Consider the following 18,144-nt stretch of genomic DNA (forward strand, 5'->3'; position numbering starts at 1 on the left):
CACATTCTCATGCGCCTCCGTCTTTTTCTGCATGTTTAAATTCCCTTCAAGGCCTGCAAGGTGTGGGAGGTAAGTTGATGCACATAGGGTGTAGAGCTTGCCTCAAAAAAGAGGAGTTCTTGCCGCATTGGTTGGCAAATACCTTCTCGAATTAGGGCTTCCAGGTGCGTAAGGCCTTCTTGGGCTATGCTCACATGAGCCAGCAAAGCCTGAGTAGCATCAGTCTCTTTGGCATCAATGGTCCAATATCCTAAACTAAGCAATGCTGAGCGGCATCTCTCGACATCGTCAAGAAGGTCGTCCACACACTTTATCACTTCACCAATATCTTCAAGTAGACTTGGCAATGGAACTCCTGATGGCATAGCTTGAAACACATCACTAGGAACTCTAGCGAAGGGTACGCATCTTTCATCGTCACTCGCCACTTTTTGATGTACTGTATTCAAGTCCACCTCTCCTTTTTTTCTACCATGTCTAATTTGCAAATTATTTTCAATCCTGTTTTTTTATGAAACGTGCTTATGGGCCTTCCTTTTCCTCGATGTGAAGGAGCTTTCCTTCTCCGTTTGCCTGGTTCTCTTCCAGAGACCTGCTTGTCTCTCGAAAGCGATAGCCAATCCCAACAACCGTTTCAAGATAGGAGCAAGCAGGGTCTTCTTCGAGCTTGCATCGCAGGTGCTTAATATGCACGCGTAGCAGCTTTATCTCATCTCGATACGCCTCACCCCATACCGTTTGCAGCAATGTGGCATGCGTCAACACTTTCCCAACGTGGGTGAGAAAGAGCCAGAGAAGCATATACTCTGTGGGGGTCAACAAAACCTCTTTTCCACGGACAATGGCACCTCTTTGTCGCATATCAAGGCGAATCTGATGATCCTGGCTCTCTACTGCTGAACGAGACAACGTGTAATTGGCTTTTCTGACATGCGCGCGCACACGAGCACAGAGTTCCTCCTGCCCACAGGAAAACGCAATATAGTCATCTGCGCCATCATTGAGTGCTTGCACAATCGATGTTGCGGCACCATCATCTGACCAGACGGCCAGGGGCATTGAGGGAAAGAGAGAACGCAATCGTGTTATTTCCTCTCGCCATCTTCCCTCAATGAGCAGAAGATCGGGCTGTGAGAGCAAGAGCGCGATCAGGGTCGGCTCGTGAACGTGAACTGCCTGAATATCCCCATGCTTCAAACAGGTTTTGAGTGCGCGATACAGCTCACGATCACAGACACACGCCACACACAAGCTCTCACTGTGGCAAGCATCAAGAAGATCTGGCATCTCTCATTCAGCCTTTCCGAGCAGATCCACCGAGATGACCTATACGCTTGTAGAAATCAGGCCCCTGATTCTGCTTCGTGGCATTGCCACCCTTCTTGTCCATCGCAGAGAAGTGGGCAGGGCCATACTTTTCGAGATTTGCACGCCCACCTTTCTGGGCAATACTGCGATAATATTCAACGCCACGCTTCTCCTTTAACGCGTTGCCGCCTTTTTTCCCGATACGCCGATAGTGGTCTTCATCATATATTTCATGAACCTTTTGCACTGCTTTCGACTCTGATGACGCAATGTTAGATAGTGTGCCGGTCGCGGATGAAGTGCTCTTCATCAGTTGCCTTTCCCTTCACATTTTTTGCAAAAGAGGAGCGCTTACCGAGCGAGTACCAGGAGCGCCGTTTCACAAACCGCAATTCCTCCAAGCCAGCACAACGCAGTACGCCACTCATGAAGAGCAGGAAGTGGAGGGAAGTCTTCTGGATGAGGAAGCAAGGTTTTCGTCTCTGGTTCTGCTGGTTCAAAGGTCAATGGCGTGGGCCATCCCGCTGTTTGCACAGAAGGACGTTTCCCCGATGGCGCTGATGATGCTCCTGCTCCAACAGCCACTCCCTGTCGTTGATATGCAGGCGACTGTGCCGCAGCCAACACGCGCCGCTGTGAGTTGTGGGCTTCCTCTAAGGAACGCTGTTCCCCGCCTAATGCCTGGTATAACTCTGCTGGATGTTGAAAGCGTTCCTCGGGGTGAGGATGTAAACCTTTCGCGAGGACAGCGTTCATTTGCGTACTGATGTTTGCATTGAGCCACTGTGCCTGTGGGATCGCTCCACCATCCTGTCGTTGCCTCCCCGGATGCGTTCCCGTCAGGGCATGATAGGCACACGCCAGAAGGGCATAGAGATCTGCTCGAGTGTCTCCACCTTGCCCTTGGAACTCAGGTGGATAGTAGGGAAACACTGATGATGAGACATGGGCCTCCCCTCTCATATTCATCACGCTACTGGCAAGAAGCAGAGAGGGCTGGCTCACGATCCAGCGAGGACCGAAGACTGAACGCGTGGCAATCACATGATGAGGGGTAATACCACCATGCGCTATGCTTGCCATCCCTTGCTGGGCCTGAACATGCGCAAAGGCATGAAGCGACTCGATGACTGCTAAACAGCACAAGCGCACATCTTCTTCTAACAACGAATTTCTCTGCATGAGTGTGCCCAGCGTTTGTCCGTGAGGGGACGCAAAGACAAAGTAATGAGAAGCGTGTTCCGAAAACATATCTTGAAGCTGAACATGTTGTGGATGCCCTTGCAACGCAAGCAGCGTTCGCAACATGGGTTGTAACTGTTTCGTGAGAGTTGCCCCGGTGAGAGGAGCACGTACTTCCGCAATCAGGCGCTCGGTCGAGGCCAGTCCCTGCTCATTTTGCCTCAATGTTGAGCGCGCCAACCACCAGACTTCTGAAAACGAGTCTGACCAGGCTGAGCGCTCCAGTGGGCGCACCAGGGTATATTGACCATCTTGTAAACGCATATGTTCCCTTGTCTGTAGAGACATATATCTTCTCCTCTTTCTTTTTTCTCCTTTTGAGAAGCTACTGAGAGATGAGAGGAGATGTAGCGCTCGTCGCCACCACATCTCCTCGAACCAGTGAGGTCGTATAATTTACGCCTCTTCTTCTCTGTGTGTGTGTACCTCCTCTTCTTCAGCGATCCCATGGTTCCCACCCTCAGCGCTTTCTTGCTGAATAATCAGGCCCAATTGCTCGTAGCGCTCTGGCGCTTTTCTTGAGAGATACCAGGCATACCCAAGGCCAAGGGCGACCCATAGGAGCACAAAGAGGGGCAATATATTCGTGGGGAAAGGCGTTGGCGCAAACCCAAGCGCTGTGACCCAACTCCCAATAACTGGTAAGGGAGGCAACACATACGAAGCGAGTGGCAGGAGGAGCAGGAGCGTACTCACGAGAGGTGCAACGGCGTGCGTAAACACGCGGAACTCGTGGTGCCGCCGCGCAAAAAGAGGCGAGGCCACATTCGTCATCAGGTAGACAAGCAGAATGCACATGGTGACGACACTGGCGAGCCATTGGAAGGACACGATGCCGCTCGTCTGTGTCCATGTGTCATGTGGGAAGCCCAGGGCAAAGGTGATACTCCCATCTGGATGGCTTTGTTGCAGGACCAGTCCGAGCAGGAGAATGACGATACCTGTAAAGCCTGTTTGTACGCAGGAGGCCAGGTAGGGGCTACGCCAGCGAGGGTGCGTTTGACCAAAGACCCGTGGCAGAATTCCCTCACGTCCCATCGCGTAGAAGTAGCGAGTCATCACCTGGTGCATCGCAAAGGCGCTGGCGGCATTCGACGTGATGACCAGAATCACTAACGCAGCTCCCAGCCAACTGCCGACGTACCGATTCGCCAGGAGAATATATTGCTGTGGTGCATCGGCCACATTACCTAAAATGTCACCAGCATGCTGCCAACCGATGCCAATGGTTGCAGCGTAGCTCGTCCAGATATACAGCACACTCAAGAAGGCAAGCAAGGCATAGGTCGCAATGGGAATGACACGCTTGGGGTGGCGGGTCTCCTCGCCATAGGCCGCTCCCGTCTCAAAGCCAATAAAGGCTAAGATGCCTAAGATCATGCCGAGGCCAATCCCAAGGGCGCCACCTGGTGCAACGCCATGCAGCGTTGAGCCTGCTGGTGTCAAGGTATGCAGGAGATCCTGGCCTCCAGATCCTCCCTTGAAGGTGATCACTCCATCAAGGACCAGCAATCCCAGAACTTCAGCGGCGGCAAAGGGAGCCATCACCCAAAGAGAAAACTTCACCCCAAAGTAGGCAATGACTCCAACAACTAACGTCAACAGCAAGGCATACGTCACCCATCCGCCAGGCAGATGAAATCCCAACGTAGCGAAATTGCTATCGAGTGAGCCTCCAACGGTCGCCTGTAATGCGGCCTCAAAGAGGGCATACGCTCCCATCATGAGCCAGCCGACCTGAAAAGCTGTTCCCTTTCCTAAAGCGTGACGAATCCAGGTATAGAAGCCCCCGGCGGAAGAAAGCTTGCTGGCAAAATAGATCACAGAGACACCGAGAAAAAGGACGCCAATCGCTGATAAGAGAAAGACCAGGGGAGATGCCGCTCCGGCTTGCGAAGCAATCACTGGCACATTGAAGAGCATTGAGGCAGCGGGCGCGATAGCTGCAATGCAGAGCAAAGCCAGGCCCGCTGGTCCAAGCGCATTTTGGCGCAGACCAGATGTGGGAACGACACCCACTCCTTCCTGTTGCTGCTCATGAGATGATACTATTTCTGGTGATGATGACATGTGACATGATCCTTTTCTGAAAAGTAAAGAGGAAACAAAAGATTTGATGACGCCTCCACGTTACCGCTACACATGTGTAGCGAGAGGCAGTTGCTGATAGGTGGTCCAGAGTGGCTCATACTCCCACCGGGACCAGAAACGCACCGCCCGTGGATTATCCGGGTTGTACCAAAGCACATAGCCATCGAGCGTCAACTGCTGCATGCTTTCCCACATCTCAAACGACGCGTGGAGGAGGAGGCGGCCAACGCCTTGCCCACGCCACTGCTCATGAACGCAGACATTATCCAGGCAGCCATACTGCCCAGGCGGGGTAAATCCTGGCTCGTCCATCACTTCAACCGTCAGAAGGGTGTTTTCGGCCATACCAAGAACGTTGCCCGCACGTTCCGCCACCACGATGAATGGTGCGCCTTCACTCACATTGCGGCCAGCCCACAGACGTGCAAGCTTTCCTTGAAAGGCGCTCAAGACGACGGAATTACTGCGCACAAAAGGAGTGTAGTGCTCATGAAAGGTCAGTTCTTCTTGGAAGAGGCCAATGAGCGCGCCTTCGTCCTCTTGACGTGCAGGACGCACCGTAAACGATGAGGCGTGCAGCTGTGCAAACACAGGCGGGTGAGGACGCAGCGCACACACACTATCGAGGGCGAAGCCATGAGCGATCAAGAGGGATTCGAACCAGGGATCACGACTGGGCCAGCGAATCAGATTCCCCGTGATGTGCTGTGTGTGCCAAAAGTCAGAGAGTGCGAGCAGGACGATGGCGGCGACCTCCTGCGCATCAGGCTCCTGTGGATCAGGAAGGACGAGCGCATGGGTAATGCCATTTTTTGGGGTGAGAAAGGCGTGAAGAAGACTGGTCTCAGGCAACGACCAGATTCCCGGGTGGGCATAGCCACGTACCTTCCCATCCTCTCCAAGCACGACAAGACCATGAGCAAGACCCTGTCGCACGCTGCGCTCCAGATCGCTCGCTGGCAATGGCGCATGCAATCGCGAATCGAGTTGCCGTTGGCGCTGCTCCTGTGCCTGCCACAGCGCGACGATGGAAGGAATGCTCGCAGGATGGTCCTTGAGGTTGTGGACATGAGAGGTTGCCATTAATTTGCCTGTCCTTTCTGCTGGTGCTGCCCTTGTGGGGCAAGGGCAACAGATGCTTCGATGTTTTGCTCTTGCAAGGCTTGCCACTGCGCCTCGCTATTGGAGAACATACTATAGAGAGCAGAAATCATCAGGCTGACACCCGCCACGGCTCCCACAACCCAGCTCCAGGTTTCATTGGGCAGGAGGGTAGGGATGAATGAGTTGGTCAGGGTCGTGACAAATGTGACCAGGCAGATGCAAACGCCAGTCACGACACTGATCGCGAGGAGAGGAAATGGAATGAGGCAGACCTGTCGAAAGGCTGGCCCTTGTCGTCGAGCCACAATCGCAAGAAGCAGGAATGGGAACACAAACGAGATGGCCCACACCAGGAGCAATCCAGCCCCTAAAACGTTATAGGCAATGCTACTGAGGTCTGCCGATTGTTTCAGGTTGAAGAGAGGCACGGCAATATAGATCAAGCCCGTAAATGTTATGGCGATGAGGACCTGGTTGCGCAAGGCTATCGCAGGCACACGCTGACGATTGAGCTGTGCAAAGTGCATCGAGATCTGTCGATGGAGCGCTGCCACCACCAGGAGGCGAGAGAAACAGAGATTAAGGGCGACAGGAATCATCAAGAAATAGAGCAAGAGGCAGAATGCCATGATGCTTCCGACAGCTTTGCCAAAGGCATGATCTACGGTCCCAATCAGGAGCGCCATCGGATTGAATGTCTGTTGAGCCGCTCCAGCACCTTCAATCACGAGCACACCCAGGGTAAAGACCAGGTATCCTCCAAGCGTCAGCAGGGTTCCCCAGGCCAGGTGGCGAGGAAGCGTTTTGCGATGCCTGACCTCACCGGCCAAAGCCAATGGCATATTGGAGCCAAAAAGCGCTAATGTTGCGCTTCCAAGGAGTGCGAGATTCCCCTGTGGACCCAGCGTCAGTCGCCAGCCTGCGGCATCCGCAAAATTGGTCATGGAAGGATGCCCACCCAACAGCCACATGCCAACTGCGGTCATCAGAAGACAGGTCGCGATCCCCATCGCGGCGACCGCGACATTCAGCATATGCTGCACCACACGCGTGCGCTGTGCAGATATCCCCCAGGTCAAAAGCAACAAGGCAACAATGGCACAGCCCTGCTGCCAGGGTTCTGACAGCCAGGTGGCATTGAGAAACTGAAGGAGAGAGATACTGGCCGCACAGGCATTAATCATGGAGAGAATACCGGGGAGCCAGGCACACAAGCCCACGAAAAAGGCCCAACGAGATCCCAGGATATGGTGGGTCCAGTTATAAATGCCGCCTACCGAAGGATAGAGATAGGCGAGTTGTGCCATCACCAGCGAGCAGGGGACAAAGAACAGGAGACCACAAATGGTCCAGTAGGTAAAGCTTACTGCTCCTCCAGCAGCAAGCGGGGTGATATTGGTCACCCAAAAGACATTCAGCAAAAATAAGCTGGTCATATCCAGCGAGCCAAAAACCGCAGGCATCGTTTGCTGGACGTAGCGCTCTGATGGCAACAGGGCATCGTGCGGCTGAGTTGAGATCGGCGGAGCCATCGGTCCTTGCTGGCTCACAGAATGCATAACAGACTCCAATCTATTGTAGAAGCACATGTACACCCATACGATGAGATAGGTGTGATGCGAGCATGCAACGCTCTTGCTGCTTGCTCGACGGTGTATGTATGATCGAAGAGATGAGCACGAGTGAACTGGCCTTCCCATCGGCTGGGGGGCGGTCCAAAGGAGTACCGAGAGAAAACCAGTTCACGCCTACTCACCCCTTTCTCGTGCCTCACTATGCCCTTCATGCGAAGAAAGGGCTTGTCTCATGTCGTCGTTGTCTTTCTCTTCTCTGTTGTTGCAAGATGACGTTGTGTTGGGATACGACGAAGACGCGTCGTTCGCCATCAAGCGTGGTTGCGAGCTCATAGAGGGCAGGCATGCGTTTTGTGACAGGAATAATCGCCAGGACGGTGACTTCAAGCAGAATCTCATCCGTCGAGATCTGAGTCTGCTGTCCTGCCAGGGTCGAGAAGGTGAGAACACATCGAGGAATCAGTCGGTAGAGATGCCCTGTTCTCACCCTGGAAGGGGTATGCCATTGATATTCCATGTCAAGAGTTCCTCATCCATAAAGCAGGCGTTGGGATGCTTGCTGATGGCTTATGTCTCCTGGTTTCGTCTGAGCTTCGCGGATGGCTTGTAACAGCATCTGCGTCGTAAAGGGCTTGGCGAGATATACTTTTGCTCCAGCAAGCCGGGATTTTAAGCGCTCGACCACCCCTTTATGCCTGGAGATCATCATGATAGGGACAGTTTGCCAGGCTGATTTCGAGCGCAAATATCTTGCAATCTCATACCCATTCATCTTGGGAAGCTCAATATCAAGAATCAGCAGGCCAGGGAGGTGCGCACCTGGCTGTTGCAGCGCAGCCATCGCTGCGACACCATCAGGAAAGCTCTCGACAAGGTATCCTTCTCGCCTGAGCGTAATTTCCACCAGCTTACGTATGGTCGCTGAGTCATCGATCAGCATGATTGTTCGTTGGGGTTGCATATACTTCTCCTCACCACCCTGTTCAAACACAGATGGTAGACGCTTGCTTAAGATGCTCAAGAAAGGGAGCGACTCCAGCATCGAGAACAACAACAGGAAGAGGCTCTTGAGATGCTGTTACTTTTGAGAGAACATTATTCTGAGCGCTCATTGGTTTTTCGCCCCACGCAGTAAATAAGTACAGTATTCCGCTAAAGGTATTGAGTATCTCCTGAGATGTTTGCTTGAATAGCACATCAAACATCTCCCGGCTGAGAAGATGTGCTTCAATCATGGTCGCTGCATGGTTCTGAAACCACAGCAGATATTCTGAAGCAAAGGCAAGATGCCCTTCCGTCCCGGCGGAATGGTCGATGGCTGCCGCCACGCCCTGAACCGCTTCAAATCCATGCCTCCGTAAGAAAGGTTGTAGGAGTGGAGTCAGGGATGTAGGTCGGTCGAGGAGCGAGAGTAGGGGAGGCTGAGCATGAGCCAGTGCCTCTAGCGTGAGCGAGAAGAGGCGAGCGAATGCTGCAGATACCATCCCTAGACATCCCCATTCCGCTTCCGTGATGCGAAGAACGCCTCCTGGCCGCAAGAGACGCTGACATTCTTGCATCAGTGGCTCCCATTGCTCAGGAAGAAGCGTATTCCCCAGGAGACGAATATTGACGAGATCAAAGGACGCATCCAGAAGTGGCAGGGGCTGTGTCACGTCCATCACCTGAAAAGAGGCATTTTCGAGTTCTTGGATGGAGGCAAAGCTACGGGCGCAGTGAATGAAGGTCTCGTTACAATCGACCCCCACAACAGTCATTTCGGGATAGCGATGAGCCATCTGCGCAGCCCAGCCACCACATCCACACCCGAGATCGAGTACATCGTAAATACGCTCCAGATGCTCTTCGCTTTGTTCTGCGAGGGGACCTCCCATCGCTTGGGTGAGAAGGACATCCCGGCGTAAAAGGTGAACATGTGTGTTCGTCTCGTGTATCAAACCACCTGGTATGTCCGTATTTCGGCTCATTGGTAACTGCATGTCTCTTTACTCTCGTCGCATAGATTTCTCAGGTACCAGATTCAACGCATCAACGCGTCCCTCTCCGGTTCACTTCTGAGCATAGCAGATCGATTGGGACAGAAGTGGGACGGTAAAGGCGTACAACATGCCAAATTTGGGACAGGAGTGGGACAGCAAGGAGAAAAGGAGAGAAAAGAGTAAACAGATACAGAGAAGCGTGATATACTTTGGACAAAAGAAAAAGCAGAGCGTTTTTCTCATGAATGATGTTGAGGGAGCAGGAGTAGACACCATGGACAATGAGCGGCCTGAGAAGCGGTACAGTCAAACTGAGGTTGACGTGCATTCTCTTTCCAAGGCCAGGAGTGAAGAGGAGAACCCGCTGCTACGTGTCTTTCTCTTTGGCCCCTTTCGCGTGGAATGGCTCACTCCATCACAAGACTCTCATGCTTGGGAGAGTCGCACCTCTGCACGCTCCCTTTTCAAGCTGCTTCTCTGTGCTCCAGGGCGACAAGCAACAAAAATCCAACTCGCTGGGATACTCTGGCCTGAGAGTGAAGAAGACAAAGCTCGTGAGTCCTTGCGTTCCGCATCAAAGACCCTGGGAAAGGTCCTCACCACGATCACTGGGGAAAAATTGTTCGATACCTCACAGCGAGATCGCTTAAAACTAGCTGATCAGTCGCGCCTCTGGGTCGATGTCGATGCGTTCGAACAATACGTTATTCAAGCAGGACAATATGAGAACCCGAAGGATGCAGTCGCTCTCTGGCAAGAAGCCAAAGACCTTCTTGGCGGCACGTTTCTGGTGGAGGATCGTCATCAGGAATGGGTGACGCATACCTGGGTCAAAGCTCGCAGACAAGGCTTGCTCAAAGACCGTCGCAAAATGATTCGTTCGCTGGCAGATGCGTATATTGAAATAGGACAACTCTCTGCTGCCGAAGACCTTCTCTCGAACCATCTTCTCCGCTTCCCAACGGATCAAGATGCGCTCCTCCGCCTGCTTGTTCTTCTGGTGCAGCAAGGATGCCCTGATGAAGCGCTTATGTATTATGAGAAACTGCAACGCTTGCTTTCAGCAAGTGGTAAATCTCTCTCCACTCATATCACGGCCTTTGTAGGCCAGCTTCGAGAATCACTGAAGGGTGGTGGCGAATATACAGCCCAAGCATTATTACATACAAGCACTTTTTCTTTTTCCCCAATTGGGTTGAGCGCTTTGAAAAAGGGAGATGAATTAGATGAACAGAATGTGAACAAACTGCGCCGACAACTGCTCGCTCAATTAGGAAGAGGCACCGCAGGGGCATTCATTAGTTCAATAGGGCCTTGGACGGATGGAGAGCTTATAGAGCGATTTGCCAAAGCAGTTCAAAAACCATCAAGCATTGAACAAGCATTTATTACCCATTTAGAGACGACTACAAAAAATAATCGTAAGCGCTTTGTTCTCTCGAAGAACTCAACTGAAGATATTCACTCGCTGTATCGAGATGCCTCTGCACATCTCCTGACTCTTATGCACCTGCTTGAAGAAACACCCGCGATGCGTTTACAATTGTATTCTCTTACAGGGGAAACATCACAGCTTCTTGGAGATATTTGCTTCTTTCAGGGGCAAAATGAGGCTGCTTATGGCTATTATGAAACTGCTTTAGCATCAGCACAACAAGCACAAAACGATGTTTTACAAGCGGTCATTTTAGGAAGAAGAAGTTTCCTTCCACTCTACACAGGAAATGCTTCCCTCGCACTCTCTTTCTTACAACAAGCACATTCTCTAGCAACTTCTAGGGGTTCCAATATTATTCGGGCCTGGTTAATGGTAGTTGAAGCTGAGGTACATGCAAGCCTTCGTAATGCTCATGCATGCCAAAAAGCTTTGCAACAATCGGAACACCTGCTTCGACAGCCTGAAACAGGCATGGCAACCTGTGCATTTTCCATAGAAGCTTCGTATGCTCCATTCAATTTGTCTCGACTACAAGGATATATCGGAGCTTGTTATCTCCGTCTTGGCCTTTTCCAACAAGCTGAGTCCCATCTCCAAGCAAACCTTAAAGCAATACCTGCATCTTCATTACATAGAAAATCAATTGCATACGTTGATCTTGCACAAGCATACGGCCTCCAAGGAGAAGTAGAGGCAATGTCTATTTATGCGACCCAAGCCATACAGGCCCTTGAGCAAACACAATCCCCGAGGGTTATCCAAAGGCTTTACGCACTTCGACAGCAATTGCAACCCTGGCACAATACCAGTTATGTGAAACAGCTTGACGAATATTTTACTGATGTTCCCTCATTCTTTCAGCAAAAATTGATGTGATATACTGCACGAAGGTAGCGAAACGCCTATTGAGGGAGCGCATCATCTTATGAAGAAGGTTCTCTATATTCTTACCTGTGCTAGCTCTTCAGCCCCGCTTGTCTATGATCTTATTCCGAAAGCGCAAGATGAATGGGATGTTTGTGTCATTCTGACTCCGCAAGCCAGAAAATTTGTTGATACTCCACTTTTGGAAAAAATGACGGGGCATCCAGTCAGAAGCGAATACAAACGCCCCGAAGAACCAGATGTGCTGCCGCGCGCTGATGCGATTCTTGTTTTTCCTGCCACCTTTAACACGATCAATAAATGGGCTTTAGGTATTAGTGATACATTGGCTCTTGGATTACTTGCTGAATATACTGGACTCAAAAAGCCTATTCTCGCGGTCCCCTGTTTCAAAACTGGCGGTGGACTTGATACCAATCCAGCCTTTCGGAGAAGTATCCGTCTGCTCAGGCGAGCAGGAGTTCAGGTTCTCTATGAGCCGGATATCTATCCACCTAAGAACCAAATACCGCCTTCTGTTCTGCTGCAAACGCTACATACTCTTCCGCGTTAAATGATGCCGACTAATATGCTTTACCAATCTCTTCATGAACGTTGGGCACATGAAGAATGTGTAAACAGAATCAAGCAAATTCTTCCTTGACGAGAAAAGAAGCATTACTTGTTAAAGGGGTCGAAACTGTTAGGTTCTTGTCGCTCGCTATAGATAGTCCAATCTACTTTTGTATAGGCGAGACGGAGGCCCAATCTCTCCATATTCCGCTGACTGATCGTTCCAACGCCAGCTTGCCCTACGACAAGCTGGCACCCTTGACTCGCTGCCTTCTCAATTCTCACCTGGAGGAGTGCCTTATGGCACCCATATCCACGAAACGATGGTAAGGTAGCTGCGAGCCCGAGGTAGCCAATCTGTTGCGTAACCGAAAGAACCGCGATGGCAGCAACTCTCTTTTCAATGAATGCAAAGAAGCACTGGTTGCTTGATATATCGATAAGAGTACGAATACTATCGCGGACATAATTGTTCGCACTTGTCTTCGAAACTCCAAAACTCGTGAAATAGACATCAGCGAAGAGGTCCTTTTCTTCTGGCTCAACAGCACGAATGTCTATATGTGGGAAACGCGCTGTCTCTGTACCTGGAAGACCATATAGCACATTATAAAATCCTGATTGATACAATCCTCGTTTCGCAAAATGCCAGAGCAGTGAAGGCGAGGTAAGAAGAGGAATAATTTCAAAGCTGCAAACAGCATCGTAGCTGCGATACCAATCAAGAATAGCATCCAGATAAGGAAGATCATTTTTACTGATGTGATGCACACGATTAAATGCAGCACTATTCGCTCGTTGAGCGAGGAAGGCATGGGCCTTGCCAAAGGAACGAATAAACACTCCATAGGGATTACCAGGCAGCAACGACAACATTCTTTGCTTCTCCGCAGAAAAAAAAGTAATACTGTTTTCTAATTGAGCGGCCAATGCTGGCGTCACTGCCGGGATGGTTTTATCTATGATCACAACCTCCCATCGCAGGCTATTGTTTCTTTTGTTTGTCCTAGAGCAGCAGGCTTCAGCATCCAGAAGTATTTTACTTGGTCTTCCTGGCAATTAAGGACCTTCGCAAGTTGCTTGATTGTGCAATGCGGCCTTTCAAATTCAGCCAGGAGGAAATGTTGACCGAATTTCTCAGTATTGTATCACCAAACGAGCGTAGAGAGCTATAGGGGGCTTCTTTATTTAATAGCGTCTCAACGGTATCTAAGTGTTCAGGTGAGAAGCAAGGTCTCAGCAAGTGAACGGACTCTTTCATCGCAACAAAATGTTTTCGCGAAAACATTTTGTTGCGATGAAAGAGTCTCGCTCTTGAAAAGTGCGCATGTTATGAACGCAGAGACACTCCCACAAGAACCATCAGCCAAATGAGCGCAGCCAGACTTGCAATAGCAAAGGTGGTCACACTCCAACCAAGGAAGATACTGACAATGACGACTGCTCCTACGCTACTCATCACCCATGCAGCAAGTAGCGTCCACTGCCACCACAAAGGCCGCCTGTGCAGATAGCGCAGCATAACCGGTGCATCTCTTGCCGTCTTCCTACGAACGTCGAAAGGAGCTACTTTCTTGATCGAAGCGACCTTGAGGAATATAGACGTTATAGGCCTCAAGATAGGTCATAAGGTGAGTCTTAAACGCCTGTTTTCGCTCTTCCGTATGCATGCCAAAAGCTTCAAGCGTTCCATCTAATCCCTGATCTAAAAGTTCATCTCCTGTCAGAGCATCTCCTGTGCGTTCATCCTGCTCTTTATCGCGATGAGCACACTGTTGTATCGCACGCTTCCAGGCAGGAGGAAGTTCATTCTTGCTCGTTAACTTTGCACCGTGCAAATAGCCCTCTTGATACGGTGCCTCAATCGTCTTCACAATGAGAGAAATTTCTTGCGTGAACGAGGCTTGTCGCTCAGGATCTTTCACATACTGCGAGGCATACATCATCGCTGCATCTTCGAGTTCACCTGGAGAGAGTAGAGCATATCTTTGCCGATCTTTCAACCCATGACTGTTTCCTTCAGCAAAGGCACTATTCCCTACATGGATCAGAGGATCAATGGCTTCTCGCACACGACCATTCGCATGTGAGGCATCAACAGAGCCTGGAGGAGGATAAGAGGCGCCAGCGCTTCCTGCTGTCCCTGGTACACCTGGATTCTCGTGATTCGCCAAGATGAGGACCACCCTTTCTATGGTAGGAGGAAGGTGAAGAAGGATGAAGACCATCTGTAATGGCGTGTGGTACTGTTCATAACGACGCTCTCTCCAACGTCGCCATGCGTGTGGGCCATGTCGTCCATAACAGTGGGCGTCATCTGCATGCATATCCATTAATACATCCTTGCACAGGATACAACCTACAGGAAAAACCTAAGCAGTGAGAGGCACACTACTAAGTTTAAGAACATAATAGGTGCAAGTCAACGTAATTATGTTCTAAACAAAGAATCTCTGCAAAAATGTTTTCGCGAAAACATTTTTGCAGAGATTCTTTCCTTCAAGTGATATAAGGCTGAAATCGAATAATAGACAGAAGGTGAGGGATATGGTAAACTTGGTCGATAGTTGGAGTATTGCTGTGAAGGTTCTAGATCCCTCTTTATACCAATGCAATATCCCTGATGCGCAGAGCGAGGAGCCTTCTGTGTCGTCGCAAACCTTCTTGGCTCTACGCATCGCTCTCATAAGAGAGAGTTTTCATGCTATTACCATTTGTCGCCAGTACAACAAAAAGTGTCTGTAGCTACAGACACTTCGCAAAATTTCAATCTCTTGATGAACCGATTCCGAGCTACAACCTCACTTCCCCTCGTTCAAAGGCACAGATTTGCTCTGCTAATAGCCTAAGCAAGAGAAGACTCTGTACAGATAAATGAGGCTCTCCATACTCTACTTCTCGACCATGTAGAATAATATTTCGATCTCCACCTAATTTTTGCTGAATCAATGCCGCCACGCCATCTAAGATTGGATGTGTTGCCCATTTTGATGTACGAATTAATCCACCTAAACCTGTTATCTCGTCAGAACGATTGGGTTTACCATTTTGCTTCAATTTAAACTGGCCATTTTCATCTCGACGATACAATTTGTTTTCTTGCTCTCCAACATCACCTTTGAGTATCAAAGCATCCCCTATCATCCCCTCCACTTGAGCTAAAAGTATGGGAATAGAAAGCAAGTATCGCTTCTCCTGATGAACTGCAAACGCCTCACGAATGACTGACAAGCGCCTTCGTAACACCTGCGACTCCTCCACCAGCCCAATAAACACTTTCATAAACCGCTCGTCATTCGTTTTTTCTATAAGCTTATTTGTGATTTCTTCTTCCCGTGTTCCATCCGGGTAAGAAGCAAATTCAAGTAACTCAGCATTAGTAAGAAGGCGACTCATGAAACCATAACGAGTTACCTTAAAAGTGGCTTGAGCCTGCTCTATAAGGTCTTCACTAGCTCCTTCTTGTAGGCTTAAGACCTCTGATTCTTCTATTTCTCCTAATTCTACAGCAACTTCATTTAGATCAGGCAGAGCCTGAAAGAAAGCTGTTGATTGTAAAATATGAGGAGACAAACGCTCCAACCAGTTAAGCTGTGGCTGTATTATATTGGTAATCAAATTTGCACTTTTGAGGCTTTGTTCGAAAAACTGAAGAGTTTCTTGGGACTGTCGAAACAAGGCGGAATAGCTCTCGCTCATACTCCCAATATGTGAGATAGCAGACATAAAACCAGGAGATGGCATGAATAAATTGTTTATTCTCGATACCGACGCTACAATGCTGTTAATGCCCAAAACAGACGCTGCCAAATTATTATACGAATCCGCAGCGCTCTGAATGCTTGTCCGTAGTGGGCGAATATGGGCATCATAGTAGTGAAGCAATGCAACTTTCACAGATTCTAGAGTTGCATCATCTGATAGCCTTTCCTCGTGCTGTAGCTCCTCCTGTTCATTCCACCACTTAACAGCAACGATCTGAAGTTGTTCATCTGGCCAGGCAGAGATAGTCTCTGGTGAAAGTGCTGGCTCCAGAAGATGATTCTGGATCAGTTGAACTACAAAAGCGCGAGGCGGGAGACTGTGTACGTGCTCATCGCTCAACCAAGCATAGTCGTTTCCTATAAGCACCAGCAACACAAAAGTGCCATAAGAATCAATAGCAAAGGAAATAGTTCTCTCATCTTCTGGAAAAAATGAAGCTGTTGATGTAGTCGTCATAATTTAATGCCTCTACTTAATTTTTACATGCTGTTTGGCAATACTTTGATCAAAGGAGAACCAAAAATGGAGCAAAGAGCTTCGCTCTGAGCCTCCCTTTCGCTCTCCATACAGGGAAGAGTAATCAATGAAAGTTATGGAGCAACTTCTGCTTGGTCGAGTAATCGCATCGTCAAGCTACTCAAACACAGGTATTCGTACGCTTGTTGTGAGTCATGTATTTTTGCATTCGAGGTATGACTTTTTTCATTCCTAAACATGTCTATAGCCATTGTTAAAAATTTTACAGCGGAGTTAAAATCGTTATCAACGTTTGGTGCTGCTGCACCTTTAATATGAATTTTGCCCTTTCCAAAGGCTTCTGCACCTTTCTCATATCCAGTTAGAGTCCTTAATTTGTCTCGCACTACTTTAAAGCTTTTTTCAACAGCTTCAGCGTAAGCTCCAGATTCAACTAAGTTTTGGCACTTGTTTTGTATTTCTGGGTGTAAAAGGAGTAAATTGGCATCTAGCAGCTTAGAGCCAGAAATGGTTGAAGCATAGGCTTGAAATTTGGGTAAGTTGACAAAACGCTCTACCAATTTTAAGCTTTTTCGAGCACTGGTAACAGCAGTCTCAGCTTGAAGAGCAAGAGCTTCATAGTAAATAATTACAGGAGTTATTATTCCCTGAGACACTGCCTCCATATCTCTTGTTATTAGATTTTGGGGCTTAAGACTTTTTATAAAAAGCTCTATCGGCTCAATCTTTTTTAGCTCTGATAGGACAAGTTGCGAACTGGAAGTTGGAGTAGCGGTTGCAAATAATTCTATTTGTGTTTGAAAGTCTTCAACATCATTTACCAACTCTCTAACTTTCTTTTCGAACTCATCTACATTGAAATTATCTCCAACTAATTGCCTTAATTTGGTTTTTACCTCTTTAGAGCTTCTCTCTCTCCATTCCGGTGAGAAAGTATATATCCCTCCCCATTCTATGCTAAACCTCTCATCTCTTGGTGGCTTACTAAAATTTCCGTAATAAAGTTTGCTATGATAGCCAAACCAAGATCCACTCCAAGAATCCTTAATCATCTCGCACGCCAGCATCATTTTTTCTCTATTGATAGCAATTTCTTCAATCAACGCAGAGTGATTGTTCTTGAAATCAGCTATGATTTCTTCTAATTGAAGCATATTATTTGCCTTTCCAGCCTAGTCGAAGAGTTCCTTGGGGATAATAAGGGATTTAGAATTAGATTGATCATGCTTGTAATAATCATTTGCGCCTCTTCTCCTGTTTTCCAACCGGCAACCCTTTACAGAATGTCGAAGATTGCTAGTGTTAACTCTGTAAAAATTGACAGAATTAACACCACACCCACAAAAGACACATTACGAAACAATAGTTTTCGTCTTGATTCCCTCGATGGCATACTTTAAACTGTCTGTAGCTACAGATAATTTGTTTTCGCTATGATGCACACTGCTCGCTTTGCTAACATCACTCTGCCCACCTAGTGGAGAAATGCGAGGCAGTGCTAACGGGATACTACCCACCCCTACCCAGACATGCACCCGCCTGCTCTGGCGCACTATACGCTATGATCAGATAGCTGCCAGATGCATGCCTGAGTAGGGTCCGTAATTAGCGTTTTTGGGTGGTAAGGGTAGCACCCAACATAGCGTAAATACCTCAAAGGCATCGATATCAACTCAGAGGCAAGATTGATCGGCAAGTTTCAGCACATCTCGTTGTGAAGTATCAAGGA

The 18,144-nt window shown here is 48.9% G+C and carries 16 protein-coding genes; 2 read left to right on the forward strand and 14 right to left on the reverse strand.

Features of this window, described 5'->3' with window-relative positions:
* Positions 1-35: 35 nt before the first annotated feature.
* The 10 genes from JMJ04_RS37250 to JMJ04_RS37295 all read right to left on the reverse strand — a co-directional run bounded on the left by JMJ04_RS37250 (position 36) and on the right by JMJ04_RS37295 (position 9,286).
* The gene (locus JMJ04_RS37250) at positions 36-449 is read right to left on the reverse strand and encodes a Holliday junction ATP-dependent DNA helicase RuvA (protein WP_201375421.1); all 414 of its coding nucleotides are present in this window, start codon (positions 447-449) and stop codon (positions 36-38) included.
* A gap of 73 nt (positions 450-522) precedes the next feature.
* Complete coding sequence (locus tag JMJ04_RS37255; RefSeq protein ID WP_201375422.1) at positions 523-1,287, reverse strand: response regulator transcription factor; 765 nt, start codon at positions 1,285-1,287, stop codon at positions 523-525.
* A 7-nt stretch (positions 1,288-1,294) separates the two neighbouring features.
* On the reverse strand, positions 1,295-1,618 hold the full coding sequence (locus JMJ04_RS37260; RefSeq protein ID WP_201375423.1) for a hypothetical protein: 324 nt from the start codon (positions 1,616-1,618) through the stop codon (positions 1,295-1,297).
* A 41-nt stretch (positions 1,619-1,659) separates the two neighbouring features.
* Complete coding sequence (locus JMJ04_RS37265) at positions 1,660-2,838, reverse strand: serine/threonine-protein kinase (RefSeq protein WP_201375424.1); 1,179 nt, start codon at positions 2,836-2,838, stop codon at positions 1,660-1,662.
* A gap of 108 nt (positions 2,839-2,946) precedes the next feature.
* Positions 2,947-4,620, reverse strand: coding sequence for an APC family permease (locus JMJ04_RS37270; RefSeq protein WP_201375425.1), 1,674 nt, complete (start codon positions 4,618-4,620; stop codon positions 2,947-2,949).
* Positions 4,621-4,686: 66 nt separating this feature from the next.
* Positions 4,687-5,724, reverse strand: a complete 1,038-nt coding sequence (locus JMJ04_RS37275; protein WP_201375426.1) for a GNAT family N-acetyltransferase — start codon at positions 5,722-5,724, stop codon at positions 4,687-4,689.
* Positions 5,724-7,304, reverse strand: a complete 1,581-nt coding sequence (locus JMJ04_RS37280) for an APC family permease (protein ID WP_201375427.1) — start codon at positions 7,302-7,304, stop codon at positions 5,724-5,726. The genes JMJ04_RS37275 and JMJ04_RS37280 overlap by 1 nt, the downstream gene beginning before the upstream one ends.
* 223 nt (positions 7,305-7,527) lie before the next feature.
* On the reverse strand, positions 7,528-7,836 hold the full coding sequence (locus JMJ04_RS37285) for a hypothetical protein (protein WP_201375428.1): 309 nt from the start codon (positions 7,834-7,836) through the stop codon (positions 7,528-7,530).
* A gap of 12 nt (positions 7,837-7,848) precedes the next feature.
* Positions 7,849-8,280: a response regulator gene (locus JMJ04_RS37290; RefSeq protein ID WP_201375429.1), complete on the reverse strand. Its 432-nt coding sequence runs from the start codon at positions 8,278-8,280 to the stop codon at positions 7,849-7,851.
* Between the two features lie 22 nt (positions 8,281-8,302).
* Positions 8,303-9,286: a class I SAM-dependent methyltransferase gene (locus JMJ04_RS37295; protein WP_201375430.1), complete on the reverse strand. Its 984-nt coding sequence runs from the start codon at positions 9,284-9,286 to the stop codon at positions 8,303-8,305.
* Between the two features lie 139 nt (positions 9,287-9,425).
* Here JMJ04_RS37295 and JMJ04_RS37300 point away from each other — a divergent pair, with 139 nt between their 5' ends.
* Both JMJ04_RS37300 and JMJ04_RS37305 read left to right on the forward strand, forming a co-directional pair.
* On the forward strand, positions 9,426-11,612 hold the full coding sequence (locus tag JMJ04_RS37300) for an ATP-binding protein (protein ID WP_201375431.1): 2,187 nt from the start codon (positions 9,426-9,428) through the stop codon (positions 11,610-11,612).
* Between the two features lie 49 nt (positions 11,613-11,661).
* Positions 11,662-12,174, forward strand: a complete 513-nt coding sequence (locus tag JMJ04_RS37305) for a flavoprotein (protein ID WP_201375432.1) — start codon at positions 11,662-11,664, stop codon at positions 12,172-12,174.
* Between the two features lie 104 nt (positions 12,175-12,278).
* Here JMJ04_RS37305 and JMJ04_RS37310 read toward each other — a convergent pair whose 3' ends face one another.
* From JMJ04_RS37310 to JMJ04_RS37330, 4 genes are all read right to left on the reverse strand, one after another.
* Positions 12,279-13,142 (reverse strand): GNAT family N-acetyltransferase, encoded by an 864-nt coding sequence (locus JMJ04_RS37310; protein ID WP_201375433.1) that lies wholly within the window; start codon positions 13,140-13,142, stop codon positions 12,279-12,281.
* Positions 13,143-13,720: 578 nt separating this feature from the next.
* A complete protein-coding gene (locus JMJ04_RS37320) occupies positions 13,721-14,506 on the reverse strand; it encodes a hypothetical protein (RefSeq protein ID WP_201375435.1) in 786 nt (261 codons plus the stop codon).
* Between the two features lie 460 nt (positions 14,507-14,966).
* Positions 14,967-16,394 carry a hypothetical protein gene (locus JMJ04_RS37325; protein ID WP_201375436.1) on the reverse strand — a complete coding sequence of 476 codons (1,428 nt, stop codon included), beginning with the start codon at positions 16,392-16,394 and terminating at the stop codon, positions 14,967-14,969.
* A gap of 134 nt (positions 16,395-16,528) precedes the next feature.
* Entirely contained in the window at positions 16,529-17,569 is a 1,041-nt protein-coding gene (locus tag JMJ04_RS37330; protein WP_201375437.1) for a TIGR02391 family protein, read from the reverse strand.
* Positions 17,570-18,144: the final 575 nt, after the last annotated feature.

Source organism: Ktedonobacter robiniae, assembly GCF_016587375.1.
GTDB lineage: Bacteria > Chloroflexota > Ktedonobacteria > Ktedonobacterales > Ktedonobacteraceae > Ktedonobacter > Ktedonobacter robiniae.